Below are 24,848 nucleotides of genomic sequence, written 5' to 3' on the forward strand. Positions count from 1 at the left end.
CCCGCAGATCCGCGCCGGCTTCGCCAAGTCCGGCGAGCTGGACATCGCGTACGAAGACATGGGCAATCCGGACGATCCCGCGGTGCTGCTCATCATGGGCCTGGGCGCGCAGTTGTTGTTGTGGCGCAAGGGCTTCTGCGACGAGCTGGTGCGCCGGGGCTATCGGGTGATCCGGTACGACAATCGCGACGTCGGCTTGTCGACCAAGTTCGACGGCCGCCACACCGGCTCGGCATTCCTGCCCAAGATGATGCGGTTCTACCTCGGCCTGGGCAACGCATCGGTCTACACCCTGGAGGACATGGCCGACGACGCGGCCGCTCTGCTGGACCACCTGAAGATCGACCGGGCGCACATCGTCGGTGGGTCGATGGGCGGCATGATCGCCCAAGTCTTCGCGGCGCGCCACGGGCACCGCACCAAGGCCCTCGGGGTGATCTTCTCCAGTAACAACCGAGCGCTGCTGCCACCCCCCGGTCCAAAGCAGTTGCAGGCCATCACCACCCGCCCGCAGGACAGCTCGCGCGAGGGCGTCATCGCCAACACGATCAGGGTCGGCCGGATCATCGGCAGTCCCGGTTACCCGACGCCCAGCGATCAAGCCGAGACCGACGCGGCCGAATACTACGACCGGTCCTATTACCCAGCCGGAGTCGCGCGCCATTTCGGGGCCATCCTCGGCAGCGGCAGCCTGGCGCACTACGACAAGGACATCACGGCTCCGACGGTCGTCATCCACGGCCGGGCCGACAAACTGATGCGTCCGACCGGCGGTCGGGCGATCGCCAAGAGCATCCGGCGGGCGCGGCTGGTGCTGTTCGACGGGATGGGCCACGACCTACCGCAGGCGCTGTGGGACCGCATCGTCAGCGAACTCACCACCACATTCGCCGAAGCACACTGACGTCACGCCCGCGCGGTTATCGAACGATTCACAGCTGGGTTCGATAGCCTGGAAGCGATGTCAAAACTAGAGCCGAAATACGACGAGCTTCAGTCGATCTACGACATTTCGAACGAATTCTTCGAACTGTTCCTCGGCCCCACGATGGGCTACACCTGCGGGTTCTACGAGCATGCCGATTCCACGTGTGACGAAGGCCAGATCGCCAAATTCGATCTCGCCTTGGGCAAGCTGGGCCTTGAGCCCGGCATGACCCTGCTCGACGTCGGTTGCGGCTGGGGTGGCGCGATGCAGCGCGCCATGGAGAAGTTCGACGTCAACGTCATCGGCCTGACCCTGAGCGAGCAGCAGCGCAACTACGCCGTGGAGCGGCTCGCCAAGGCCGACAGCAAGCGCACCTCAGAGGTCCGGCTGCAGGGCTGGGAGGAGTTCGACGGCAAAGTCGACCGCATCGTGTCGATCGGTGCGTTCGAGCACTTCGGCCGCGACCGCTACCCGGCCTTCTTCCAGCGCAGCTACGACGCACTACCGGCCGACGGCCGGATGCTGCTGCACACCATCACCACGATCAGCGGCTCCGACGATGCTCAGAGCAGGGGCATCCCGCTGACCATGGACCTGGCCAAATTCGTGCTGTTCATCATGAAGGAGATCTTCCCCGGCGGGCAGCTGCCGTCGGCGTGGATGCCGCGGGCCTACGCCGCCGAGGCCGGCTTCAAGGTGACCCGGGTGGACGAGATCGGACCGCACTACGTCCGCACGCTGCAGGACTGGGCCGCCGCGCTGCAGGCACGCAAGCAAGAGGCGATCGCCGCACAGTCGCCGGAGGTCTACGACCGCTACGACAAGTACCTCAACGGCTGCGTCAAGCTGTTCGACGAGGGCTACACCAGCGTCCACCAGTACACGCTGCAGAAGTAGCGAGCTACAACTCACCGTCCAGGTAGCGCACCCGGCAGGCCCGACGGGCCAGCTTCCCGCTGGTGGTCCGCGGGATCACCCCGGCAGCCACCAGCCGGACGTCGGCCACCGCCAGACCGTGGTGTCGCGACACCGCGGCGCGGATGTCGTCGGCCACCGGTTGCGAATCCACCCGGCCGGCGCCGGTCGCGCGTTCAGCGACGATCACCAGACACTCACCGGCTTCATCGCCGGCCGCTCCGCGCATCAGGCTGGCGGGCACCGCGAATGCCGAGACATAGCCCGAGCGCACGGCCGGTGACGCCTTGGCCACGGTCGCTTCGATGTCCTGCGGGTAGTGATTACGCCCGTCGACGATGATCAGATCCTTGACCCGACCGGTGATATACAGCTCGCCGTCCAGGTAGACACCCAGATCCCCGGTACGCAACCAACTGGCGTCGGTCCCCAGGCCGTCGGCATGGCTGCCCGTAGGCAACCGGGACTGCAGTTTGTTGCCGAAGACCTGCTCGGTCTCCTCGCGCCGGGACCAGTAGCCGATGCCGATGTTGTCGCCGTGCAGCCAGATTTCTCCGACTCGGCCGTCGGGGAGTTCGGTGTCGTTGTCGGGATCGACGATGACGCCCCACTGGCTGCGGGCGATCTGGCCGCACGACACCTGCGGAACGGCGTCGGGCGATTCCGGGTCGACGGGCACCGCGTGGCCGGCGCCCAACTCCTCCCGATCCAGATACACGGTGCTCGCTGCGGCGGAGAGGCTGATCGTCGAGACGAACAACGTGGCCTCGGCCATGCCGTACGACGGCTTCACTGCGGTGCTGGGCAGGCGGTAAGGCTCAAACGCCGCATTGAATTTCGCGATCGAGTGCGGATTCACCGGTTCGGAACCGTTGATCAACGACACCACGTTGCTCAGGTCGAGATCTTCGCCTTCAGTGGGCAGCCCACGTTCGGCGGCGAGTTCGAAGGCGAAGTTGGGCGCGGCCGCGAATGTCGGGCCTTGCTGGGATTCGATGGCCAACTGGCGAATCCAGCGCTGCGGCCGGCGGACGAACGCAAATGGCGACATCAGCGTCAGCTGGGTACCGAAGACCGCGACGCAGACGATCATCAGCAGGCCCATGTCGTGGAACAGCGGCAGCCAACTGACACTGCGGGTGTCCCAATCGATGCCCGTCGAGATGACCATCTGCAGCACGTTGGTGCCGACGGCGCGATGGGTGATCTCCACCCCGACCGGCGTCCGGGTGGATCCCGAGGTGTATTGCAGGTAGGCGATGTCGTCGGTGCCGAATTCTACCGAGGTGAAGGTGGTGCCGACCGAGTCGGGGACCTCGTCGATGGCGATGATCCGCGGGCGCCGGTTGCGCGGCAACGTGCGGACGAAATCGCGGACCGCCGCGCTGGCGGCGGCCGTGGTGAGCAGGACGGCAGGTCGGGCGTCGCGCACCACGGCCTCGAGACGTTCGACGTGACCGGGCAGTTCAGGCGCGAACAGTGGGACGGCGATGTTGCCGGCCTTGATGGCTGCGAAAAATCCGACGATGTACTCGATGCCCTGTGGCGCCACGATCGCCACCCGGTCCCCGCGGTCGCAAACCTGCTGCAGGCGGGCGCCTACGGCCCGCAGTCGAACACCCAACCGCGGCCAGGTCAGGTCGATGGCCTCGCCCTGCGGGTCGTGGTTGTAGTCGAGATAGCGGTAGGCGACTACTTCGCCGATGTTGGCGATATGACGATCCAGGAAACTCACCACATTGGTGCCATCAGGCAGAACAATGCCGCCATTGGCGTCCAAGAAGTCGGCCAGGTCCAGTCGTGCGCGCTGCGCGCAGTCGATTTCGATGGCGCCACCCATGACCAGAGTCTAGGAGTAGGTACAGCCTTCGCAGGCCTATGACCCGCCGCGAAATCATAGTCGGCGCCAAGATCCGACGAGGCACAACCAGGCGATCAATTGACTGGGACGTCAAGAATTGGGCGTGGCTCCTTGGCACCCGGACCGTCGAAATGCCACCACTCCCCTGAGTACGGGGTCAGACCACCGGCGGTCATCGCGTCCCGCAACCGAGCCCGATTGGCCTGCTGCTGCGGGGTGACGCCCTCGGTGGCAAAGGCCAGCGCACGCTGGCTGAAGTCGTCGAAATCGGTACCCATGTCGACCCCGGCAATGGTCACGTCGACCGACCGGCCGCTCTCGTGGCTGCGGGCGAAGTCGGTCGGCTTGGCCACCCAATGCGGGTCGGGCACCGCCTGGAACATCCGAACCTGAACGTCGTGTGGCCGATAGCAGTCCCAGAACACCAACCGCTCACCACCGGTACGCAGGATCTGGGCGGCCGTCGTCAGCCCCGGCGCCATCGACTGATGCACCAGGCAGCGGGCATCGGCCGGGTACAGCGGAAAACCGACGAAATTGTTGGCAGTGGCATAACGCATGTTGATCAGCGCGTCGGGGACGACCGACCGGACATCCACCAGCCCCGCGGCCTGCGCCTGCGGTGACACGGGCGGCACCGGATCAGCGGCCGCAGCGCCGAGATCCGTCATTACGCACAAGGCGCCGAGCAGCGCCAGCGTTCGCACAAACATGCACAGAGGGTCCCACACATCTGCGTGCCGACAGGCCCGAGGACATCCGGAAAGCAGAAAGTGCGGCCTCTTTACGAGACCGCACTTTCAGCGGAAATTGACTGCCGGGGGATCCGGCCTTCGGCCTAGGCCTCTTCGGTGAAGTTCCGGGTGACCGCCGGGTCGACCGGGATGCCCGGGCCGGTGGTGGTCGAGATGGTGACCTTCTTCAGGTACCGGCCCTTCGACGACGACGGCTTGGCGCGCAGCACCTCGTCGAGCGCCGCACCGTAGTTCTCGACCAGCTGGGTCTCGTCGAACGACGCCTTGCCGATGATGAAGTGCAGGTTGGCCTGCTTGTCGACGCGGAAGTTGATCTTGCCGCCCTTGATGTCGGACACGGCCTTGGCCACGTCCGGGGTGACCGTGCCGGTCTTCGGGTTCGGCATCAGGCCACGCGGGCCCAGCACGCGGGCGATCTTGCCGACCTTGGCCATCTGGTCCGGCGTCGCGATGGCCGCGTCGAAGTCGGTCCACCCACCCTGGATCTTCTCGATCAGATCATCGCTACCGACGGCATCGGCGCCGGCAGCCGCAGCGGCCTCGGCCTTGTCACCGACCGCGAACACCACTACGCGGGCGGTCTTACCGGTGCCGTGCGGCAGGTTGACGGTGCCGCGCACCATCTGGTCTGCCTTACGAGGATCGACACCCAGCCGGATCGCCACCTCGACGGTCGCGTCCTGCTTCTTCGATGAAGTCTCCTTGGCCAGCTTCGTGGCGGCCAGGGGGGTGTACAGGGTATCGCGGTCCACCTTCTCGGCGGCTTCGCGGTATGCCTTGCTGTTCTTGCTCATTGTTTCTCCAGTTCAGAGTTTGCGGTTAGCGAGCCGAAGCGGGCTCTCCCGCGTTTTGAATGCGGATACTCGACCCGGTAGTCGGGTCGATCCGCGCGCTACTCGACCGTGATACCCATCGACCGGGCAGTGCCGGCGATGATCTTGGCAGCAGCTTCGATGTCGTTGGCGTTGAGATCTTCCTTCTTGGTCTCGGCGATCTCGCGCACCTGGTCCCAGCTGACCTTGGCAACCTTGGTCTTGTGGGGCTCAGCCGAACCCTTCTGCACACCGGCAGCCTTCAGCAGCAGCCGAGCGGCGGGCGGGGTCTTCAGAGCGAACGTGAAGCTGCGGTCCTCGTAGACAGTGATCTCCACGGGGATGACGTTGCCGCGCTGCGATTCGGTCGCAGCGTTGTACGCCTTGCAGAATTCCATGATGTTGACACCGTGCTGACCAAGCGCGGGACCAACCGGCGGGGCGGGGTTGGCCTGCCCGGCCTGGATCTGCAACTTGATAAGCCCGGTGACCTTTTTCTTCTTCGGGGCCATGAGTTGTGGTGTTCCTTTCTAGGTAGTCGCGGTGCGACTACGTTCCTGCTAATCGCGAGTTGGCGGTCGCGATTAAATCTTGCTGACCTGGGTGAAGGTCAATTCGACCGGCGTCTCGCGTCCGAAGATGGACACCAGCACCTTGAGCTTCTGTTGTTCGGCGTTGACCTCGCTGATCGACGCGGGCAGCGTGGCGAACGGGCCGTCCATGACGGTGACCGACTCGCCGACCTCGAAGTCCACCTCGATGACGGGGCGCTCCAGGCCACCGGTCTCGGCAGCGGCGCCGGATGCGGCGGCCGCACCCGTCGACTTGGCCGGCTTCTTCGCGGCGCCCTGCGGCAGCAGGAACTTGACCACGTCGTCGAGCGACAGCGCCGACGGCCGTGAGGTCGCACCGACGAACCCGGTCACACCCGGGGTGTTGCGCACCGCGCCCCACGATTCGTCGTTGAGTTCCATCCGGACCAGGATGTAGCCCGGCAGCACCTTGCGGTTGACCTGCTTGCGCTGGCCGTTCTTGATCTCGGTGACCTCTTCGGTCGGAACCTCGACCTGGAAGATGTAGTCGCCGACGTCCAGGTTCTGCACGCGGGTCTCGAGATTGGCCTTCACCTTGTTCTCGTACCCGGCGTACGAGTGGATCACGTACCACTCGCCCGGCTGACGGCGCAGCTGCTTCTTGAGTGCGACCGCGGGATCCTCGTCCTCGTCCTCAGCCACTGCCTCTTCGGCGGCCTCCGGGGCCGCTTCAGGTGCTGCGTCGTCAACGTCGTCGGCCTCGACCGTCTCCACCGACTCGACTGCCTCGGCGGTCACGTCGGACTCATCCGAGGGCAGTTCGCCATCGAAAGTCGTCACGGTAGTCAGTCCTCTCTCAATTCTTCAGCTCGTCAGGCGCGTCAGCGTCAGCCGAACACCAACATCACGAGCCTGGCCAGGCCGAAGTCGACGCCGAAGATCAGCGCGACCATGAATGCCAGGAATGCCAGCACGACCGACGTGTAGCTGACCATCTGCTTGCGGTTCGGCCAGATGACCTTGCGCAGCTCAGCCACCACCTGCTTGAGGTAGTTCCAGACGAACACCAACGGATTGCGCGAGGGGCCGTCCTGCTTCGGCTTGGCCTTCTTCGCCTTGGTCTTCTTCGCATCGCTCTTCGCGTCGGACTCGGAGTCCTCCGAAGCAGCTTCGTCCGCCTCCGACGCGGAATCCGAGTCGGCAGCATCCTCGACAACCTCGACGGTCCGTCGAGCCCGCTTGCCAGTCGGACGTGCCGGACGCGTCACCACGACGGTCTGACCGGTCGACTCGCTATCGGTCGCGTCGTTGTCGGCGCCTGCGGAGCCGGCACTATCGCGCTCGTCGCTCACCGCATGCCTTTCGTCTGTTACAGGTGGTCACTTCTCCAGTGTCCACATCGGTCTTCAGTTGAGCAGGGGCGACAGGACTTGAACCTGCAACCTGCGGTTTTGGAGACCGCTGCTCTGCCAATTGAGCTACGCCCCTTCAGCGACGGGCCTACCCGTCACATCCGGTTGGGTCCTCACACAGTTCGCGCGCTCTCCGATCGGTCGATGCGAAACCGACGGACAGCGCGCTGAAAGGGGTGAAGTCCCGAGGACCGAGTGTACATCGGCCCAAGTCCGAGTTACTAATCCGCGGTGGCCGCCGACCGCAGGACCTGCCCGGTCTCGCGGTCGTAGTGCACCGACACCGAATTGTCGCCCTCATGGCCCATCAGCGTGGTGAACGCCTCCATGATCAGGCCACCGTCGTCATCGGTGAGGGTGTTACGGGTCTGCACGATGTCCGCGCCGAAGCGGTGCTCGACCGAGATGATCTCGACCGTCGCGTGCAGCCGGTCCCCGACCCTGATCGGGCGGTGATAGACGAACTTCTGGTCGACCTGGATGATCTGCATGGTCTCCATGCCGACATCGACGGTGCGGAAGAAATCCTGCTGAACCAGCAGCGCGACGATCGACACGAACGTCGGGCCGGCAACCAGGGTGTCGTGGCCCAGCTCGGCGGCGGCCGCTTCATCGATCGAGGCCGGATGATCCGACTTGACCGCCTTGGCGAACTGGCGCACCTGCTCACGGCCCACCACGAACACCTCGGGGTACTTGTGGATCATCCCGAGGACATCGGCTTTCAATGCCATGCGCTAGGCCAACTTCGCGGTCGCAACGGCGCGGCCGAAGATCTTCTTGCCGCCCGTCGTGGCGGAAAGTGCGATGACCACCGACTTCGTCTCCGGATCGACAGACTTCACCCGACCGCTGAAGATCAGCTCGGCGCCGATGCCGTCGTTGGGAACCGGGACCACCGCAGTGAAGCGGACGTTGTACTCGGTGACCGCGGCCGGGTCGCCGACCCAGCTGGTGACGAAGCCGCCGCCGAGACCCATGGTCAGCATGCCGTGGGCGATCGCGGTGTCCAGACCGACCTGCTTGGCGATCTCGTCGTCCCAGTGGATGGGGTTCAGGTCGCCGGAGACGCCGGCGTAGTTCACCAGGTCCTGCCGAGTGAGCTGGATGGTCTGCTCAGGCAGCTGTTCGCCGACCTGCACTGAACTGAATTCACGAAGTGCCATCTGAGAATCCCTCCTGTCCGTCGTCACCCGACCGACCCGCCAGGGTCGTGAAGGCCTCTTGCACAACATCACCACGATCGTTGGTGATGACGTTCTTGGTCACGATGATGTCGGTACCGTGCGCCTGCCGGAACGATTCGACGTACACGTCGCAATACAGCTTGTCGCCGGCCTTGATGGGCGCCCAGAATTTCAGCTCCTGGTCGACCTGGACGATCTGGGCGTCGGAAATCGTGATACCGGCGTCCTCGAACATCGCGTACTGCGCCTGGTAGCCGAAAATGGAGATGAAGGTCAACGGCGCCAGGATCGCGTCATGGCCGAGCCCGGCCGCAGCCGTCTCGTTGTGATAGCACGCGTCGTCGTTCTTGACCGCGATCGCATGTTCGCGGATCTTCTCGCGGCCAACCTCGTAAGACTCGGGATGGCGGTAGTGATACCCGACGATGCTCGACGACAGACCCACAGCTGGGGGCTAACGCGACTCTTTGTGCGGCTGGTGGTGACCGCAGTTCGGGCAGAACTTCTTGATCTCAAGTCGATCCGGGTCGTTACGACGGTTCTTCTTGGTGATGTAGTTACGGTGCTTGCACACCTCGCAGGCCAAGGTGATCTTCGGCCGTACGTCGGTACTCGACGCCACGTCAATGCCTCTTTCGCGGTTATAAATTCGGGTCTTCGTTGTGCTGGTAGCGGTGGGGAGGCTCGATCTCCCGACCTCACGATTATGAGTCGTGCGCTCTAACCAGCTGAGCTACACCGCCCCGATAGACGCTGGCGGGCACGCCGACAGACTCATCTCTCGCCGCTTCGCTCGCCCGACATCCACCGAGCCCCCTAACGGAATCGAACCGTTGACCTTTTCCTTACCATGGAAACGCTCTACCGACTGAGCTAAGGGGGCGCGGCCCTCGGTCTGAACAGTCCATGAACGACTGCCTATCCCGTGGGCCTTAAAGAGGGTACATTCTCGCGGTTTGTCCTGCCAAAACGGCAGCGTAGCGGCCATGTCTCCGCCCTGATTACGGGCCAGGCCCCATCTGCCCGAGCGCAATGCGGCCTCAACCACAGCAGCCAGTCGTTGGGGCTGCTTAGTCTGTCGGCATGTCTGATGACCGCCTCTACTTCAAGCAGTTGCTGTCCGGCCGTGACTTCGCCGCGGCCGATCCGATCGCCCAGCAGATGCGCAACTTCGCCTATCTGATCGGCGATCGGCAGACCGGCGATGCCGTGGTGGTCGACCCGGCTTACGCCGCTGGCGAGCTGGTGGACGTGTTGGAGGCCGACGGGATGCACCTGTCGGGGGTGCTCGTCAGCCACCACCACCCCGACCACGTCGGCGGCTCGATGATGGGCTTCGAGCTGGCAGGCCTGGCCGAGCTGCTCGAGCACGTCAGCGTGCCGGTGCACGTCAACAGTCACGAAGCCGACTGGGTCTCCCGGATCACCGGGATCGCCCTGTCGGAGCTGACACCGCATCAGCACGGCGACAAGGTCTCCGTCGGCGACATCGACATCGAACTGCTGCACACCCCGGGACACACGCCGGGCAGCCAGTGCTTCCTGCTGGACGACAAGCGCGAGCGAAGCGGCGGGGGAAGAGGGCGATTGGTCGCCGGCGACACCTTGTTCCTGGAGGGCTGCGGCCGCACCGATTTCCCCGGCGGGAACGTCGACGACATGTTCCGGAGCCTGCAGTCGCTGGCAGCCCTGCCCGGTGACCCCACCGTCTTCCCCGGCCACTGGTACTCAGCCGAACCCAGCGCCCCACTGGCCGAGGTGCGCCGCAGCAATTACGTGTACCGGGCGTCCAATCTGGATCAATGGCGCATGTTGATGGGCGGCTGACCGCCAGCAACCGTTAAAACTTCGTTGTACAAGATATTCAGCGAAGTATTAGTCTCAGATTCCGACGCGGACCGACCGCGTCGGATTCTGTGAACGCAGGTGGCGCAGTGGAGTGGATTTCCGCACGTTGGCAGGACCTGACCGCGATTGGTTCGGGCGGTTGGCTGGCCATCGCAGCCTGGGCCGCACTCCTGTTCGGCATCGTGGTGCTGATCGCGACGAACCGGCACCTCGCCAAGAACCGCCAGTTCAAGCATGATCAGGTGCGTCCACAGGTGACCATGTTCATGGAGCCGCACGCGTCCGACTGGCATCTGATCGAATTGGTGGTTCGCAACTTCGGGCAGACCGCCGCGCACAACATCGAGCTGCGTTTCACCGACAATCCGACGGTCGCCATCTACGAGGATTCCGATCACGACGGCGAACTCGACGTCACCGACCTACACCTGCCCAGCGAACTGACGGTGTTGGCGCCGGGGCAAGAGTGGCGAACGATTTGGGATTCGGCCATCAGCCGCGAGCAGCTGGGCGGATCGATCGGGTCCCGGTTCGACGGTGCGGTCGTCTACTACGACATGCCGCGGCCGGACGACGGCAAGCGGACCTCCCGGTTCGGCACCAAGCGCCGCGAGTTCGAGACGAAGGCCACCCTCGACTGGAAGGCGCTGCAGCCGGTGCAACGCCTGGAACTGATGACCACGCACGATCTGGCCAAGCGGGAGAAGCAGAAGCTGGAACTGCTGCGCAGTGTGCTGACCTATTTCCACTACGCCTCCAAGGAGACCCGGTCCGACATCTTCCGGGCCGAGATCGACCGGATGAATCGTGCCGTCCGGGAAACCCAGGATCGCTGGCGCACAAGACAATTCGACGACACCACGGAGCTGGAGTTCCCCTGGGTGGACGACAGCCCGCAACGGAGCACCGCATCGGCGCCCGCTAACATTCGGCTCATACCCGACCGACCCCAGGGAGAGCCCGATGAGCACAGTCAACTACGAGCAGTCCGAAGCGGTCGCCACCATCACCCTTGATGACGGCAAGGTCAACGTCCTTGGTCCGGTCATGCAGCAGAACATTCATGCGGCGCTGGACCAGGCTGAGCAGGCCGTCGGCAGCGGTGAGGTCAAGGCCGTCGTACTGACCGGAAACAACCGGGTGTTCAGCGGCGGATTCGACTTGGCGATCTTCGGCTCCGGAGATCCGGTGGCCGGTCTGGCGATGCTGGGCGGTGGCCTAGAATTGATGGTCCGGCTCCTGACGTTCCCCGTGCCCGTCGTCATCGCGGCCACCGGACCAGCGATCGCCGGCGGCTCGTTCCTGCTGATGTCCGGCGATCACCGGGTCGGCTCGCTCAAGACGCGCTGCCAGGCCAACGAGGTCGCCATCGGCATGACGGTGCCGCAGGCATGCGTCGAGATCCTGCGCATGCGGTTGACCCGCGCGGCTTTCCAGCGGGCAGTCGGCCTGGCCGCAACGTTCTCGGGGCCTGAACTGGTGGCAACCGGTTGGCTGGACGAGATCGTCGAGCCGGAGGACGTGGTCAGCCATGCCCAGCAGGTGGCCGCCGGATTCGCCGCGACCCTGCACACCAAGCACCACCTGGCCAGCAAGCTCAAGGCTCGCGCCGATGCGCTGGCGGCGATTCGCGCCGGCATCGACGGCCTGGCCGCCGAGTTCGGCGGATAGCCGCCGGCGCTGTCGGTCCCGCCGCCTAGGGTTGGGGACCGATGGCGCTACACCTGCACCGAGCCGAAGACACCGGCACGCTGGCCGCTGAGTTGGGCGCGCTGTTGTCCGACCCGCTGCCGGATCCGTTCGCCTCGGAGTTGGTACTGGTGTCGGCCCGCGGGATCGAACGTTGGCTGAGTCAACAGCTCTCACACATCCTCGGTCGCGGCTGGACCACCGTCGCACGGGACGGCCGGCCGCCGACTGACGGCGTCTGTGCCGGCATCGAATTCCGCTCCCCCGCATCGCTTCTGGCCGAGATCATCGGCACCAGCGAGGCCGACCCATGGCATCCCGACACCATGGTGTGGCCGCTGCTCGATGTCATCGATGAAGCCGTCAGCTCCACAGAGGCCGCCGGTTGGGCCGCGACGTTGGCCGCCCATCTCGGTCACGACGGCCTGGGCGACCCCGGCGAACGTGAACTGCGCCGCGGTCGCCGTTACGCGGTAGCCCGGCGACTGGCGGGCCTGTTCTCCTCCTACGCCAAGTCCCGGCCCGCCATGCTCACCGACTGGCTGGCGGGCCACACGACCGACGGGACGGGCCGGCCGCTGGACGGCGATCTACTGTGGCAGCCGCCGCTGTGGCGAGCGACGGCGATGCGGATCGACGCCGATCCACCTCCGGTACGTCAGGCCAAAGTGATTGCCCGACTCCATGATTCACCATCGGATCTACCGGCGCGACTGTCCCTGTTCGGTCACACCCGGCTGCCTGCGGCCGATATCGAACTGCTCGGGGCGCTGTCGATCCACCACGATCTGCACCTGTGGCTGCCGCACCCCAGCGATGCCCTGTGGCACGCCCTGTCGGATCTGCATGGCGCGGTATCACGCAGCGCGGACACCAGCGGACTGGCAGCACATCACCCGCTGCTGCAGACCCTCGGCCGCGACCTGCGCGAGTTGCAGCGCGCCCTGCCCGCCGGCCAGACCGACGAGTTCCGCACTCCTACCAAAGCGCGGTCCGACACCATGCTGGGCTGGCTGCAATCCGATATCTCCGCCAACCTGGTGCGGCCGGTCAGCACCCGGTTCCACAAGCAGGACGATCGATCGGTTCAGGTGCATCGCTGCCACGGCGCCGCCCGGCAGATCGACGTGCTGCGCGACGTCCTGTTGGGTCTGCTCGACGACGATGACACCCTGCAACCGCGCGACATCCTGGTGATGTGCCCTGACATCGACACCTACGCGCCGTTGATCACGGCCGCCTTCGGCGCGCCCGAACGCACCGACCACAGCCATCCGGCCCAGGGCCTGCGGGTCCGGCTGGCCGACCGCGCGCTGACCCAGACCAACTCGCTGCTGGCGGTGCTCACGGAGCTACTCACGGTCGCGGACAGCCGCGCCACCGCCAACGCAGTGCTCAGCCTCGCCTACAGTGAGCCGGTCCGCCACCGCTTCTCGTTCACCGACGACGACCTGGTGACCATCACCGAATGGGTTGGCACATCGGGCATTCGGTGGGGTTTCGACGCCGAGCATCGCGCGCCCTTCCAGCTGTCGCAATATCCGCAGAACACCTGGCGATTCGGCCTGGACCGGTTACTGACCGGCGTTGCGATGTCCGACGACTCGCAGGCCTGGCTCGACACTGCACTACCCCTGGACGATATCGACAGCGACCGCGTCGAGCTGGCCGGCCGGTTCGCCGAATACGTCGAGCGTCTGCGCGGCGTCGCCGACAGGCTCACCGGCACCGCACCGTTGCAGCGCTGGATCGAGGTGCTGCGCGAGGGTACCGCCGCGCTCACCCGGGTTCCGGCGGCCGATCTGTGGCAGCAGGGACAACTCGATCGAGAACTGTCGAAGGTGTTGTCCGATGCGGGTTCTCACACCGCAACAGAACTGCGGCTGACCGATGTGCGTGCCCTGCTGGGCCGTCGCCTCGCCGGCCGTCCGACCCGCGCCAATTTCCGCACCGGCACCCTGACGGTGTGCACCATGGTGCCGATGCGCTCGGTACCCCATCGGGTGGTGTGCCTCGTCGGACTCGATGACGGGGTGTTCCCCCGGACCAACATCGCCGACGGCGACGACGTGCTGGCCCGCCATCCGCTGACCGGGGAACGTGACGCCCGTTCCGAGGACCGGCAACTACTGCTCGACGCCATCTGTTCGGCGACCGACACCCTGGTCGTCACCTACACCGGCATCGACGAGCATTCCGGCGAGCACCGCCCGCCCGCGGTTCCGCTGCAGGAACTGCTCGACGCGGTGGACCGCACCACCGAGGAGCAGGTGCGCGACCGGATCGTGGTCAACCACCCGCTGCAGCCGTTCGACACGCTCACCGTCGAACCCAATCGACTGGTTCCGCATGAGCCGTTCACCTACGACCCCGCCGCCCTGCGGGGAGCCCGGGCCGTCATCGGCGAACGCACCCCCAAACCCCCGCTGATCGCCGGCCCGCTGCCCGAATCACCGTGCAGCGACATCGAACTGACCGACCTGCTGGACTATTACAAGAATCCGGTCCGCGGGTTCTTCCGGTCGTTGGACTACACCCTGCCGTGGGACATCGAGGAACCCTCCGATGCCATGCCCGTCGAGATCGACGGGCTCACCCGGTGGACGGTCGGCGACCGGATGCTCGGCGATCTGATGGCCGGCCGCGATCCCGAGTTCGTGATCGGCGCCGAGTGGCGGCGCGGCACCCTGCCGCCCGGACGGCTCGGTTGGCGGCAGGCGCGCGAGATCAACGCCGAGGCAGCCGATTTGGCCGCGGCCGCGCGGGCGTTGCAGCAGGACCGGCCACAGCGCACTCTCGATGTCGACATCGACCTGGAACCGGGCCGCCGCCTGACCGGAACCATCGGACCGCTGTGGGACGACCGCACGGTCTCGGTGACCTACTCCAAGCTGGCCGCCAGGCACCGTCTGCAGGCCTGGATCACCTTGCTGGCACTGGCGGCGGGGGCACCCGAGGTGCAGTGGGAGGCCTATTGCATCGGCCGCGGCAGCCGACGCGAGCCGGTCAAGACGCTGGGCTATCGCCCTCCGGAACAACCCCTTTCGGTACTGCGCGAGCTGATCGCCATCTATGACGCGGGTCGCCGCGAACCCCTGCCGCTGCCCCTGAAGACCTCATTGGAGTGGGCGCTGGCACGGCAATATGCCGACGACGCACCGGAGAGGGGCGCCGCACGCGAATGGCTCTGGGAGCGGGACGCCGCCGAACATGTCGAGGTGTGGGGACCGACCGCGCCACTGACGGTGCTGCTCGATCCGCCCCGGCCCGACGAAGTCGAAGTCCGCGGTGAGACGACCCGGCTGGGCACCTATGCGACCCGGCTGTGGCTGCCGCTGCTCGACTGCGAACGGCGGTGCTGATGCAGGCATTCGATCTGCTCGGACCGCTGCCGCCGCCCGCGACCACCACGGTGCTGGAGGCCAGCGCCGGAACGGGCAAGACCTACGCGCTGGCCGGGCTGGTCACCAGGTACATCGCCGAGGGTGTGGCCACCCTCGACCAGATGCTGCTGATCACCTTCAGCCGGGCGGCCACCCGTGAACTACGCGAGCGGGTCCGCACCCAACTGGTGAATACTGTTGCTGCCCTTGATAACCCGCCCGAAGATGCCGACGACCTGATTCGCCACCTGGCCACCGGCGCCCCTGAGGAACTGGTCGCCCGCCGGGACCGGTTGCGGGACGCACTGTCGGATTTCGATGCCGCCACCATCGCCACCACACATGAGTTCTGCGGCCTGGTGCTGCGGTCGCTGGGCATCGCCGGCGACACCGACTCGGGCACCCGTCTGGTGGAAAGCCTCGATGATCTGGTCACCGAGATCGTCTCGGACCTGTACCTGATCGACTACGGCGGCCTGCGTGAGGCGCCGGCGCTGAGCTATGCCGACGCCCTCATCCTGGCCAAGCGGGTGGTCGGCGATCCCGGCGCGGCACTTCGGCCGCGGCATGCCGAAGCCGACAGTGTCGCGGCACAGCGAATCTCGTTTGCCACCAAGGTGATCGAGGAACTCGAACAGCGCAAGCAACGCGCGGGTGTGCTGAGCTTCGACGACCTGCTCAGCCGGCTGGCCACCGCACTGTCGGCCGACGACGCCCCAGCCCGGGACCGGATGCGGCGGCGCTGGCCGATCGTGATGGTCGATGAATTCCAGGACACCGACCCGGTGCAGTGGCGGGTGATCTCCCGGGCATTCGTCGGGCACAGCGCGGTGATCCTGATCGGCGACCCGAAGCAGGCGATCTACGCGTTCCGAGGCGGCGACATCGTCACGTATCTGCACGCCGCCCGCAGTGCCGGGCAACGCCTGACCCTGGCCGAGAACTGGCGCAGCGACAAGGTTTTGGTCGACTGCCTGCAGACCGTGCTGCAGGGCGCGGCCCTCGGTGACGAGGACATCGTGGTGCACCCTATCGAGGCCCGCAATCCGGGCCATCGCCTCACCGACGCGCCGCACAACGCTCCTTTTCGGCTACGGGTGGTCGCGCGCACGGAGTTCGGCACACCACAACGCAAGACCATCCCCGTCACGGCACTGCGCCCGTATATCGCCAAGGATCTGGCCGCCGACATCTCGGTGCTCCTGGCCAGCGGCGCCCGCTTCGAGGGCAGGCCGATCACCGCCGGCGACATCGCCGTCATCGTGGACGGCGCCAGGGATGCCGAGCCGTGCCGGGATGCCTTGCAGGAGATGGGCATTCCGGTGATCTACTCCGGCGATACCGACGTCTTCGGGTCAGCCGCCGCGCAGGACTGGCTGCGACTGCTCGACGCCTTCGACACCCCGAACCGCAGCGGCGTGGTGCGGTCCGCGGCGACCACCATGTTCTTCGGCTACCGGGCCGACGAATTGGCGGCCGGTGGCGATGCGCTCACCGATGAGTTGACCACCACCATCCGGCACTGGGCCGGACTGGCCCGGGACCACAGCATCGCCGCGGTGTACGAGGCCGCGCAATCGGCGGGCATGTCCGAGCGGGTGCTGTCCCATTGGGGCGGTGAACGCCACATGACCGACCTGGCGCACGTCGGCCAGCTGCTCCACGAGACCGCTCATCGGGAGCGTTATCACCCTCCTGCCCTTCGTGATTGGTTGCGCCGACAATTACAGGACCGCAGCGGTCCGGCCGAACGCAACCGCCGGTTGGACAGCGATGCCGCCGCGGTGCAGATCATGACGGTATGGCGGAGCAAGGGACTGCAGTTCCCGGTGGTGTACCTACCGTTCGGGTTCAATCGGAACATCCAGACCGACATGGTGCTGCGTTACCACGACGACGCGGGCACCCGCTGTCTGCATGTCGGCGGCGAAGGTGTCACCGACCGCGCCGAGGTCGAAGAACGGGCGCTGGCCGAAATCGCCGGGGAGAACGTACGCCTCACCTACGTCGCGCTGACCCGGGCCCAGTCCCAGGTGGTGGCGTGGTGGGCGCCGACCTGGGATGAACGCAACGGCGGCCTGTCCAGGCTGTTGCGCGGCCGGCGGCGCGGCCAGACCGAAGTTCCAGATGTCCTGGTGCCACAAACCATTTCCGATGACGATGCGCTGGCGCACTTGCGAGGTTGGGAATCCGCCGGCGGTCCGGTGATCGAGGAGGCAGTGCCGGTGCCCCCGGCGCCGCCGCGGGTGTATTCGCCGCCGTGGGACCTGGACGTGCGGCATTTTCACCGCAACATCGACACGCATTGGCGGCGTACGTCGTACTCGGCGTTGATCCGGGCCGCGGAGGATCAACCGATCGGCAGCGAGCCGGAATCAGCACTGCTGGACGACGAATCGACCGACGTGGCCAATCCGGTTGCCACCGCGGTAGCCGACGATGTGCGTTCGCCGATGTCGGACTTGCCCGCCGGTGCGGCGTTCGGCTCGCTGGTGCATGCGGTGCTCGAGCATGCAGATCCGCTGGCCGCCGATCTACCGTCCGAGTTGGCCGCCCGGATCGACGAACAGGCCGGGCTGTGGAATGTGCAGGTGCCCACCGCCGATCTGGCAGCGGCCTTGCTACCGCTGCACGACACCCCGCTGGGTCCGTTGGCACCGGGGTTGACGCTGCGGCAGATCGGGCTCAAAGACCGCCTGCGGGAACTGGATTTCGAGATTCCGCTCAGCGGCGGTCAGTTCCGCACCGAATACACGCCCGAAATCCTGCTGGGCGAGGTGGGCGATCTGGTGGCCAGACTGTTGCCTGCGTCCGATCCGCTGCATGCCTATGGCGCCCGGCTGCAATCGGATGCGCTGGGGCGGCAGAAGTTACGCGGCTACCTGTCCGGTTCGATCGATGCGGTGTTGCGGGTGCCCGGCCGGCACGGCCACCGATACGTGGTGGTCGACTACAAAACCAACCGTTTGGGGCAGTTCGGGGTCGAGAACACCGCCGCGGACTACACCGCACCGCTGCTGGCCGACGCCATGATGCACTCGGACTATCCGCTGCAGGCCTTGCTGTATTCGGTTGTGCTGCACCGCTTCCTGCGGTGGCGCCTACCTGACTACGTGCCCGAGCGGCAGCTCGGCGGGGTGATGTATCTGTTCGTCCGGGGCATGTGTGGGCCGGACACGCCGGTGGTGGACGGTCACCCGTGCGGGGTGTTCAGTTGGCAGCCGCCGCCCGGGCTGGTGAGCCGACTGTCCGATCTGCTGGATCAGGGAGCAGAGCAATGAGTACCGAACCCACCGTGGACCCGATGGACTGGCGGTATTCGCCCGAGGCGACGGGGCTGTTGGCCGCGTTCAATGCCGCTGGGTTGCTGACATCGGCGGACATCCGGGTCGCGCGGCGGTGTTGCACCCTGGCCGGTGAGACCGATGATGTGGTGGCGCTGGCAGTTTCACTGGCAGTGCGGGCGCTGCGAGATGGGTCGGTATGCGTCGACCTGACGACGGTGGCCGACGATCTCGGGGGCGATCTGCCGTGGCCGTCGCCGGACGAGCTGCTGGCGGCGGTGCGGGCCAGTGCGCTCACCGGCACCGCCATCCGATTGGACTTTGACCGGCTGCTGTACCTGGATCGCTACTGGCGCGAGGAATTACAGGTGTGCACCGACCTGCTGGCACTGTCGGCACGGCACCCGGCCACCCGGACCGTCTCCGAAGCCGATCTCGAACGGCTATTTCCCCCAGCGGGTTTCACCGAACAACGGGCCGCCGCACAGCTGGCACTGACGCAATCGGTGACGGTACTGACCGGCGGACCCGGTACCGGCAAGACCACCACGGTGGCCCGGCTGCTGGCGCTGCTGGCCCAGGCCGCCGCGCCCACACGGCTGCGAATCGCCATGGCCGCTCCTACCGGCAAGGCCGCGGCCCGATTGCAGGAGGCAGTCTCGGCTCAGGTGGGACAACTGAACGCCGACGACCGGGAACGCCTGGGGCCATTGCGAGCGGTGACGTTGCACCGACTGTTGGGCGGGCGGCCCGACAGTGCGTCACGGTTCCGGCACCATCGGTCGAATCGGTTGCCGCACGACGTGATCGTCGTCGACGAGACCTCGATGGTGTCGCTGACGTTGATGGCCCGACTGCTGGAGTCGGTGCGGCCCGACACCCGGCTGCTACTGGTCGGTGACCCGGACCAGTTGACCTCGGTACAGGCCGGTGCGGTGCTGGCCGATCTGGTCGACGGCCTCACCGATCACCCGGACATCCGGGTCGCTGAACTGCGCACCACGCACCGGTTCGGCGAGTCGATCGGCGCGCTGGCCGCGGCGATTCGCTCCGGTGACGCCGATCGTGTTGTGACCCTGCTGCGTTCCGGCGACCCGGCGATCGAGTTCATCGAGGACACCGATCCCGCGCAGGCGCTGCGCCCGGTGCTGGTGGACCACGCCGTGCGGGTGCGGGAGTGCGCGCTGCTCAACGCCGGCCAGCTGGGGCTGCAGACCATGGACCTGCACCGGCTGCTGTGCGCCCATCGCGATGGCCCGTACGGGGTGCGGCACTGGAACCTCGAGGTCCAGCGGTGGATGAGCGAGGAAACCGGACAGGTGACCTGGTCCCCCTGGTACCCGGGCCGGCCGCTGCTGGTCACCGCGAACGACTACACGCTGGGTATCTACAACGGCGACACGGGACTGGTGGTCGCCGGACCTGACGGCCCGCTGGTGTGCGTCGCCGGTGCGTCTGGGCCGCAACATTTCTCGCCGAGCCGGATCTCCGACGTCGAGACCATGTACGCGCTGACCATCCACAAGAGCCAGGGTTCACAGGCCCGGGAGGTGACCGTGATCATGCCGCCCGTCGAGTCCCGGCTGCTGACCCGCGAGCTCTTCTACACGGCGGTCACCCGGGCCACCAAGAAGGTGCGCATCGTCGGCTCGGCGGCCGAAGTGCAAGCGGCCGTGCAGCGACAGGCGCTGCGGGCAACCGGGTTGCGGCAGCGGCTGCGAACGACCTGAGCCGTTACTTCGGCGGGGCCGGGGCGGCCAGCGGTGTCGGCGGAGCCAATGCGCTACCGCGCTGCCACTGATCCCACGGCATGCTCCAGTCGCCGTTCTGGTTCATCTTCTGCGGTGGGCCGCCGGTGTAACGCACCTCGACGATGTCCCCGGGGACCGCGAAATCGAAGAACCACTTGGCATTGTCGGAGCTGAGGTTGAGGCAACCGTGCGAGGTGTCGGTCTTGCCCTGCGCCCAGATCGTGGCGTTGAGCTGATGCAGATAGATCCCGTCATTGCTGATCCGGGTGGCCCACGGGATGGTCTCCCGATAGCCCAGCCGCGAACCGATCGGCAGACCGAACGTCGAGGAGTCCATGATCACCGGGTTGGCCTTGTCCATGACGGTGTAGACGCCCGGCGGGGTCCACAGGTAGATGGTCCGGTCGCCGACCTCTTCGGTGCCGCCCATCCCCATGGAGGTCGGCATGGTGCGGATCAGCTTGCCGTTCTCGAAGACGCTGACCTGCTTGGTGTTGTCGTCGGCGATGGAGACATGCGCATCGCCGATCCGGAACGAGACATGCTCGTCGGACTGGCCGTACAAACCGTCGCCGACCTTCAGCCCGTAAAGCTTCGAGGTGACCGAGACGGTGGTGCCCGGTGCGAAATACTTCTCCGGCCGCCAGTGTGCGTTGGTGTCATCGACCCAGAACCACGACCCGGCGACGGGCGGGTTGGTGGTGACGGCCAGGCTGCGCTCGGCGGCGGCCCGATCGGTGATCTTCTCGTCGAAGTGCGCCACCACGACGGTGCCGATGCCGTAGGTGCCGCCCTCCTGGATCGGCGCCCCGGACACGGTGTTGAGGTACACCGAAGTCTGGTAATCGGGATTGAGGGTGGTGAAGCTGGACGTCTGCCGCGAGGGCATCCCGCCCGGCCCTTGGGCGGTGATCGTCATCGTGTAGGTGCGGCCGTAGCCGAGCTGCTGGCCCGGAGTCCAGACCTTGCCGTCGGGGCTCAGGACGCCATCGATCCGGCGGCCCGAGTCATTGACCATCGACACGTCGGTGATGACACCGCTGGACGCGGTGACGCTGACCGGTGCCGCAGGGCTGACGTCGGCGGCGCCGCCGGCCGGAGCCACCGCCAGCGTTGCTGGCGCGGGCGCCACCGGTGCGGAGGCCGAGAGATCACGAGCCGCGGCCACCACCTGGCAACCGTTGCCGCACTGCGATGCCGATCTCACGACCAAGCCCCCGAGCACAGCGAGAACGGCCAGCACGACGGCCAGCCAGGCGCCTCGGGCACGACGGGAAAACGTCAAGGTCAAGCTCCAGAACTGGGGCGGGGATTAGTCGGATGCGTACCGCAGTACCAGTGCAGCGTAGGCCGTGCTGGAGGGAGTCCGCACATCGCATTCGACGTGTCCAGGATTTGTGATGCGTTCGTCGCCGCGCCTTTGCAGCATCCACAGATTACTCAATGGGACCGACTGTGTCGCAGCCCACTCCACTTGGCGGCCGCTCAGCACCGACGCCCGACAGGTTGTCTCAGATGCGTTATCCGGCAGGGGTATTCACCGGCGACCCCGCGATCAGACCGGGTTGATGTCCTCCAGATTGCGCCCGCTGGTACGAGGTCCGAATATCGCGACCACCGCGATCACGACAACCAATGCCGCTACCACCGCCCCGAACATCGTGGTGGCGCCGAAGTTGTCCAACACCGGGATCAGCAAGAAGGGCAGCAACCCACTGGACAGTCGGGACACCGAGTACGTCGCGCCCACCGCGGTAGCCCGGATGTCGGTCGGAAAGATCTCGGCCTGATACACGTGATAGGCGTTCGAGAACACATTGCACAGCGCGGTGGTCAAGAAGCCGAACACCACAATGGTCGCCGGGTGGTCGGCAGTGGCGAACAACAGACCGGACACTGCGATGGCAGCCGCCGAGCCGATGATCAGAAATTTGCGCTCGATCAGCCGCAACAGCGGGATGGCCAGCACCGACCCGACCGGATAGCCGACGAAGGACAGCGCGGTGAACATCAACGAGTGCGTGGTGCTGTAGCCGCGGCTGACCAGGACCAACGCCGCAAGGGTTCCGAAGCCGTAATAGGCGAAGGGCTGGAACCAATGGAAGATCGTCAGCATCAGGACTCGCTGCCGGTACGGCGAGATCCACAGCCGGGATCGGCCCGGTTCGAGGCTCTGCACGGGCTCCGAATCGGCCGTCACCGGCACCGCCACCAGCTCTCCGGTGTCGCCGAACCGGACGAACGCCCCCGATTCGAACTGCTTGAGCGCGGCGGTGGCCTCGTCGAACCTGCCCTGGCTGGCCAGCCAGCGCGGCGATTCGGGCAAGCCACTGCGTAGCCCCGCGACCATCACGGCGCCCAGCGCTCCCGTCGCCAACAGCACCCGCCAGCCGTCCACCCCGAGCACTACACGGGTATCCAGATACAACGCCAGGAACCCGAGCACCGGCACCGCGACGAACGACAATGTGTAAGCCCAGGACGCCAACCGCCCGCGATCAGCCTTCGGCAACACGTCGGCCAGATACGAGTCGGCCACCGGATACTCGGCACCGACACCGATTCCGGCCATGAAGCGCGACGCCACCAGCACCCAGGCGTTCGGTGCACACGCGCCGATCAGGCTCCACAGTGAGAACCAGGTGAGGTTGAGCAGGAACGCCCGGCGGCGACCGAGCCGGTCCGCGAGCCGGCCGAACGCCAACGCACCGACGAACATGCCGACGAACGTGGAGGCCAGCAGGAATTTGAGTGCCGCGCCGTCGACCTCGTACCGGGTACGCAGGGTGGCGGCGATGCTGCTGGCCAGGAATATCTCGTAGACCTCGAAGAACAACCCGAGACCGATGGCCAGCACCACCCGTCGATGCACCTGCCCGACCGGCAGCAGGTCGAGTCGTCGTCCGATCTCGCCGAGCGTGGTTGTTTCCGACACGGTTCCCCATTATCCGAATGCGCGTGCCGTCCGGCGAGGCACTGCCCCGACTCTGCCAAAGTAATTCGCCATCTCAGCAACAGTTATCTTCATCGGCAACTCCCCACCCGCCGCGAACCGGGCCGTCGACGCGGTCACGGGAAGCTTGTGAAGCAGTTCACGGGATTGGCCGGTTCCGCGACATTGTCCGACCGCGTGGGTAGCATCTATCCAGCACAAATACGCGTCACCAAAGTGGTGCACCGCACCGGAAGCCAGAGAGCCGAGCACCGTGACCAGCGAGCAGAAGATCCATCGGGACGACGCGTCACCGCGCACTTCTCGCGCCAGGCTCCGTTCCGCCAGCGATGTAATCGTGATTTGCTGTGCAGTCGGTGTCGGGCAGCTGGTGTTCGCTGTCGGGAACTCGCCGGCCGGCCGGCTGAACTACACCGCGGTATCAGTCACGTTGGCGACACTCTGGATCACTCTGGTCACCATGGGCCGGGGCGTTCCCCAGATCACGCGGAGAACCACCGAGTACCTCACGCTGGCCGCGGCCACCCTGCAGGTGTTCGGCGTGATCGCCATCGGATCGCTGGTGCTGCACGTCGACGTCGCGTTCGAATATCTGGCTCTCACCCTGCTGCTTGGCCTGGGCGCGCTGCTGTGCACCTGCTGGATGTGGCGTCATGTCGGCGGCCACACGGCCCCCGCGTGGAAGTCGGCCACCTCCCGAAACCCGCTCTGACGATTGGGCCCGAGATCAGTCCAGTGGTGGCACCGGACTGATCTGGAATCCGAACTTCGTCAACGGATCGAGGGATGGCCGCGCGCTGGCCTGCGCCACCGAGAAGGTGATGATGCCGGTCTGGTCGGTCGCGGCCGACGCGAAGAACGCCATGAAATTGGACTGCAGCGCGTGGGTCATCTGATCGTTCGCAGTCCACTGCGTCACCCAGATGGTGTTCTCCAAACCCGGATTGACCTTGCTGCCGCACGTGCCCTCATGCGTGGCGCCCGCCCAGTTGCGCGACATGGTGCTGGGCGCTCCGGGGGCGAAAGTGCCGGGTGCGCACACCGCCTTCTGCCAGTCGTCCAGGACGCCGGTCAGCGCCGCGGGCGCCGGGACATCGGGCGTCGGCGCCGGAGGGGCAGGCGGGGCGGGGAGCCACGGGAGCCAAGGAAGTCCCGGGGCACCTGGCGGCGGGCCGGGAACATCGGTGTCAGCATGCGCGACGACCGGACCGGCGGCGGCAAGCAGTGCCAACGCCAACGGGCCACAGACCAGTTGCCGCAACCATCCGTGCCGGGTGTTCATGTCGATGTCGCTCCATTTCGGGTGTGCGGCCGCCGCCATGTCGTGGTGCAGGCAGACTAACCGGTCCAGGCCACCATTCTGGCCCCTTCCACGCCACCGCGAACACTCCCTGGACAACTGCTGTGAGTTTTCACAGTGCCAGACGGGCCGCGAACTCTGGCGTTAATTTACCTACACATGTCGGTGGCCCCAGCCGCATTCCATCACCGGAAGCCGATCGGTCGTCACCGGCGATCCGAGCATCGTGATGGGAGA

22 protein-coding genes and 3 tRNA genes are annotated in these 24,848 nt (G+C 66.1%); 9 read left to right on the forward strand and 16 right to left on the reverse strand.

The features are described 5' to 3' along the window. Positions 1-58: 58 nt before the first annotated feature. Both ABIA30_RS08820 and ABIA30_RS08825 read left to right on the forward strand, forming a co-directional pair. A complete protein-coding gene (locus tag ABIA30_RS08820; RefSeq protein WP_370065462.1) occupies positions 59-904 on the forward strand; it encodes an alpha/beta fold hydrolase in 846 nt (281 codons plus the stop codon). A gap of 57 nt (positions 905-961) precedes the next feature. Next, complete coding sequence (locus tag ABIA30_RS08825) at positions 962-1,825, forward strand: cyclopropane mycolic acid synthase family methyltransferase (RefSeq protein WP_370064219.1); 864 nt, start codon at positions 962-964, stop codon at positions 1,823-1,825. Between the two features lie 4 nt (positions 1,826-1,829). Here ABIA30_RS08825 and ABIA30_RS08830 read toward each other — a convergent pair whose 3' ends face one another. From ABIA30_RS08830 to ABIA30_RS08890, 13 genes are all read right to left on the reverse strand, one after another. Beyond that, a complete protein-coding gene (locus tag ABIA30_RS08830; RefSeq protein WP_370064221.1) occupies positions 1,830-3,683 on the reverse strand; it encodes a fatty acyl-AMP ligase in 1,854 nt (617 codons plus the stop codon). A gap of 95 nt (positions 3,684-3,778) precedes the next feature. Next, on the reverse strand, positions 3,779-4,417 hold the full coding sequence (locus ABIA30_RS08835) for a M15 family metallopeptidase (protein WP_370064223.1): 639 nt from the start codon (positions 4,415-4,417) through the stop codon (positions 3,779-3,781). A gap of 125 nt (positions 4,418-4,542) precedes the next feature. Beyond that, on the reverse strand, positions 4,543-5,253 hold the full coding sequence (gene rplA / locus ABIA30_RS08840) for a 50S ribosomal protein L1 (protein WP_370064225.1): 711 nt from the start codon (positions 5,251-5,253) through the stop codon (positions 4,543-4,545). Between the two features lie 98 nt (positions 5,254-5,351). Further along, entirely contained in the window at positions 5,352-5,783 is a 432-nt protein-coding gene (gene rplK, locus ABIA30_RS08845) for a 50S ribosomal protein L11 (protein WP_370064227.1), read from the reverse strand. A gap of 72 nt (positions 5,784-5,855) precedes the next feature. Then, positions 5,856-6,644, reverse strand: coding sequence for a transcription termination/antitermination protein NusG (nusG, locus tag ABIA30_RS08850; RefSeq protein ID WP_370064229.1), 789 nt, complete (start codon positions 6,642-6,644; stop codon positions 5,856-5,858). A gap of 47 nt (positions 6,645-6,691) precedes the next feature. Continuing rightward, the gene (secE, locus tag ABIA30_RS08855) at positions 6,692-7,156 is read right to left on the reverse strand and encodes a preprotein translocase subunit SecE (RefSeq protein ID WP_370064231.1); all 465 of its coding nucleotides are present in this window, start codon (positions 7,154-7,156) and stop codon (positions 6,692-6,694) included. 63 nt (positions 7,157-7,219) lie between these two features. Further along, positions 7,220-7,292: transfer RNA gene (locus tag ABIA30_RS08860), tRNA-Trp, on the reverse strand. Positions 7,293-7,437: 145 nt separating this feature from the next. Next, positions 7,438-7,950 (reverse strand): (3R)-hydroxyacyl-ACP dehydratase subunit HadC, encoded by a 513-nt coding sequence (gene hadC, locus ABIA30_RS08865; protein ID WP_370064233.1) that lies wholly within the window; start codon positions 7,948-7,950, stop codon positions 7,438-7,440. Between the two features lie 3 nt (positions 7,951-7,953). Then, positions 7,954-8,382, reverse strand: a complete 429-nt coding sequence (hadB, locus tag ABIA30_RS08870) for a (3R)-hydroxyacyl-ACP dehydratase subunit HadB (protein ID WP_370064235.1) — start codon at positions 8,380-8,382, stop codon at positions 7,954-7,956. Continuing rightward, positions 8,369-8,848, reverse strand: a complete 480-nt coding sequence (gene hadA / locus ABIA30_RS08875) for a (3R)-hydroxyacyl-ACP dehydratase subunit HadA (protein ID WP_370064237.1) — start codon at positions 8,846-8,848, stop codon at positions 8,369-8,371. Before hadA ends, hadB begins: the two co-directional genes overlap by 14 nt. 9 nt (positions 8,849-8,857) lie before the next feature. Continuing rightward, positions 8,858-9,025 (reverse strand): 50S ribosomal protein L33, encoded by a 168-nt coding sequence (rpmG, locus tag ABIA30_RS08880; RefSeq protein WP_023985310.1) that lies wholly within the window; start codon positions 9,023-9,025, stop codon positions 8,858-8,860. Between the two features lie 44 nt (positions 9,026-9,069). After that, positions 9,070-9,146, reverse strand: a tRNA-Met gene (locus ABIA30_RS08885). 67 nt (positions 9,147-9,213) lie between these two features. After that, positions 9,214-9,286: transfer RNA gene (locus ABIA30_RS08890), tRNA-Thr, on the reverse strand. A gap of 200 nt (positions 9,287-9,486) precedes the next feature. Here ABIA30_RS08890 and ABIA30_RS08895 point away from each other — a divergent pair. The 6 genes from ABIA30_RS08895 (at position 9,487) to recD (ending at position 20,337) form a co-directional block, all read left to right on the forward strand. After that, positions 9,487-10,230, forward strand: a complete 744-nt coding sequence (locus tag ABIA30_RS08895) for an MBL fold metallo-hydrolase (RefSeq protein ID WP_370064240.1) — start codon at positions 9,487-9,489, stop codon at positions 10,228-10,230. Between the two features lie 107 nt (positions 10,231-10,337). Then, positions 10,338-11,267: a hypothetical protein gene (locus ABIA30_RS08900; RefSeq protein ID WP_370064242.1), complete on the forward strand. Its 930-nt coding sequence runs from the start codon at positions 10,338-10,340 to the stop codon at positions 11,265-11,267. Further along, on the forward strand, positions 11,215-11,922 hold the full coding sequence (locus ABIA30_RS08905; protein ID WP_370064244.1) for a crotonase/enoyl-CoA hydratase family protein: 708 nt from the start codon (positions 11,215-11,217) through the stop codon (positions 11,920-11,922). Before ABIA30_RS08900 ends, ABIA30_RS08905 begins: the two co-directional genes overlap by 53 nt. Positions 11,923-11,963: 41 nt before the next feature. After that, on the forward strand, positions 11,964-15,302 hold the full coding sequence (recC, locus tag ABIA30_RS08910; protein ID WP_370064246.1) for an exodeoxyribonuclease V subunit gamma: 3,339 nt from the start codon (positions 11,964-11,966) through the stop codon (positions 15,300-15,302). Next, the gene (locus ABIA30_RS08915; protein WP_370064248.1) at positions 15,302-18,604 is read left to right on the forward strand and encodes a UvrD-helicase domain-containing protein; all 3,303 of its coding nucleotides are present in this window, start codon (positions 15,302-15,304) and stop codon (positions 18,602-18,604) included. The genes recC and ABIA30_RS08915 overlap by 1 nt, the downstream gene beginning before the upstream one ends. After that, positions 18,601-20,337 (forward strand): exodeoxyribonuclease V subunit alpha, encoded by a 1,737-nt coding sequence (gene recD / locus ABIA30_RS08920; protein WP_370064250.1) that lies wholly within the window; start codon positions 18,601-18,603, stop codon positions 20,335-20,337. Before ABIA30_RS08915 ends, recD begins: the two co-directional genes overlap by 4 nt. Positions 20,338-20,341: 4 nt before the next feature. Here the strand turns inward: recD and ABIA30_RS08925 are convergent, their stop codons facing one another. Both ABIA30_RS08925 and ABIA30_RS08930 read right to left on the reverse strand, forming a co-directional pair. After that, positions 20,342-21,649: an Ig-like domain-containing protein gene (locus ABIA30_RS08925; RefSeq protein ID WP_370064252.1), complete on the reverse strand. Its 1,308-nt coding sequence runs from the start codon at positions 21,647-21,649 to the stop codon at positions 20,342-20,344. Positions 21,650-21,913: 264 nt separating this feature from the next. Beyond that, positions 21,914-23,293, reverse strand: a complete 1,380-nt coding sequence (locus ABIA30_RS08930) for an MFS transporter (RefSeq protein WP_370064254.1) — start codon at positions 23,291-23,293, stop codon at positions 21,914-21,916. A 355-nt stretch (positions 23,294-23,648) separates the two neighbouring features. Between ABIA30_RS08930 and ABIA30_RS08935 the strand changes: the two genes are divergently transcribed. Beyond that, positions 23,649-24,023: a hypothetical protein gene (locus ABIA30_RS08935; RefSeq protein WP_370064256.1), complete on the forward strand. Its 375-nt coding sequence runs from the start codon at positions 23,649-23,651 to the stop codon at positions 24,021-24,023. 15 nt (positions 24,024-24,038) lie between these two features. Here ABIA30_RS08935 and ABIA30_RS08940 read toward each other — a convergent pair whose 3' ends face one another. Then, positions 24,039-24,632, reverse strand: a complete 594-nt coding sequence (locus ABIA30_RS08940; RefSeq protein WP_370064258.1) for a hypothetical protein — start codon at positions 24,630-24,632, stop codon at positions 24,039-24,041. Between the last annotated feature and the right edge of the window lie 216 nt (positions 24,633-24,848).

Origin of the sequence: Mycobacterium sp. MAA66 (genome assembly GCF_041261665.1) — a bacterium.
Taxonomy (GTDB): domain Bacteria; phylum Actinomycetota; class Actinomycetes; order Mycobacteriales; family Mycobacteriaceae; genus Mycobacterium.

Bases quoted from the DNA above. Each gene is read 5' to 3' on its own strand.
- hadB (WP_370064235.1), bottom strand. From the start codon at position 8,382: ATGGCACTTCGTGAATTCAGTTCAGTGCAGGTCGGCGAACAGCTGCCT.
- ABIA30_RS08825 (WP_370064219.1), top strand. From the start codon at position 962: ATGTCAAAACTAGAGCCGAAATACGACGAGCTTCAGTCGATCTACGAC.
- ABIA30_RS08835 (WP_370064223.1), bottom strand. From the start codon at position 4,417: ATGTTTGTGCGAACGCTGGCGCTGCTCGGCGCCTTGTGCGTAATGACG.
- rplK (WP_370064227.1), bottom strand. From the start codon at position 5,783: ATGGCCCCGAAGAAGAAAAAGGTCACCGGGCTTATCAAGTTGCAGATC.
- ABIA30_RS08940 (WP_370064258.1), bottom strand. From the start codon at position 24,632: ATGGCGGCGGCCGCACACCCGAAATGGAGCGACATCGACATGAACACC.
- rplA (WP_370064225.1), bottom strand. From the start codon at position 5,253: ATGAGCAAGAACAGCAAGGCATACCGCGAAGCCGCCGAGAAGGTGGAC.
- ABIA30_RS08820 (WP_370065462.1), top strand. From the start codon at position 59: ATGGGCAATCCGGACGATCCCGCGGTGCTGCTCATCATGGGCCTGGGC.
- hadC (WP_370064233.1), bottom strand. From the start codon at position 7,950: ATGGCATTGAAAGCCGATGTCCTCGGGATGATCCACAAGTACCCCGAG.
- ABIA30_RS08905 (WP_370064244.1), top strand. From the start codon at position 11,215: ATGAGCACAGTCAACTACGAGCAGTCCGAAGCGGTCGCCACCATCACC.
- recC (WP_370064246.1), top strand. From the start codon at position 11,964: ATGGCGCTACACCTGCACCGAGCCGAAGACACCGGCACGCTGGCCGCT.
- ABIA30_RS08895 (WP_370064240.1), top strand. From the start codon at position 9,487: ATGTCTGATGACCGCCTCTACTTCAAGCAGTTGCTGTCCGGCCGTGAC.
- ABIA30_RS08830 (WP_370064221.1), bottom strand. From the start codon at position 3,683: ATGGGTGGCGCCATCGAAATCGACTGCGCGCAGCGCGCACGACTGGAC.
- recD (WP_370064250.1), top strand. From the start codon at position 18,601: ATGAGTACCGAACCCACCGTGGACCCGATGGACTGGCGGTATTCGCCC.
- ABIA30_RS08915 (WP_370064248.1), top strand. From the start codon at position 15,302: ATGCAGGCATTCGATCTGCTCGGACCGCTGCCGCCGCCCGCGACCACC.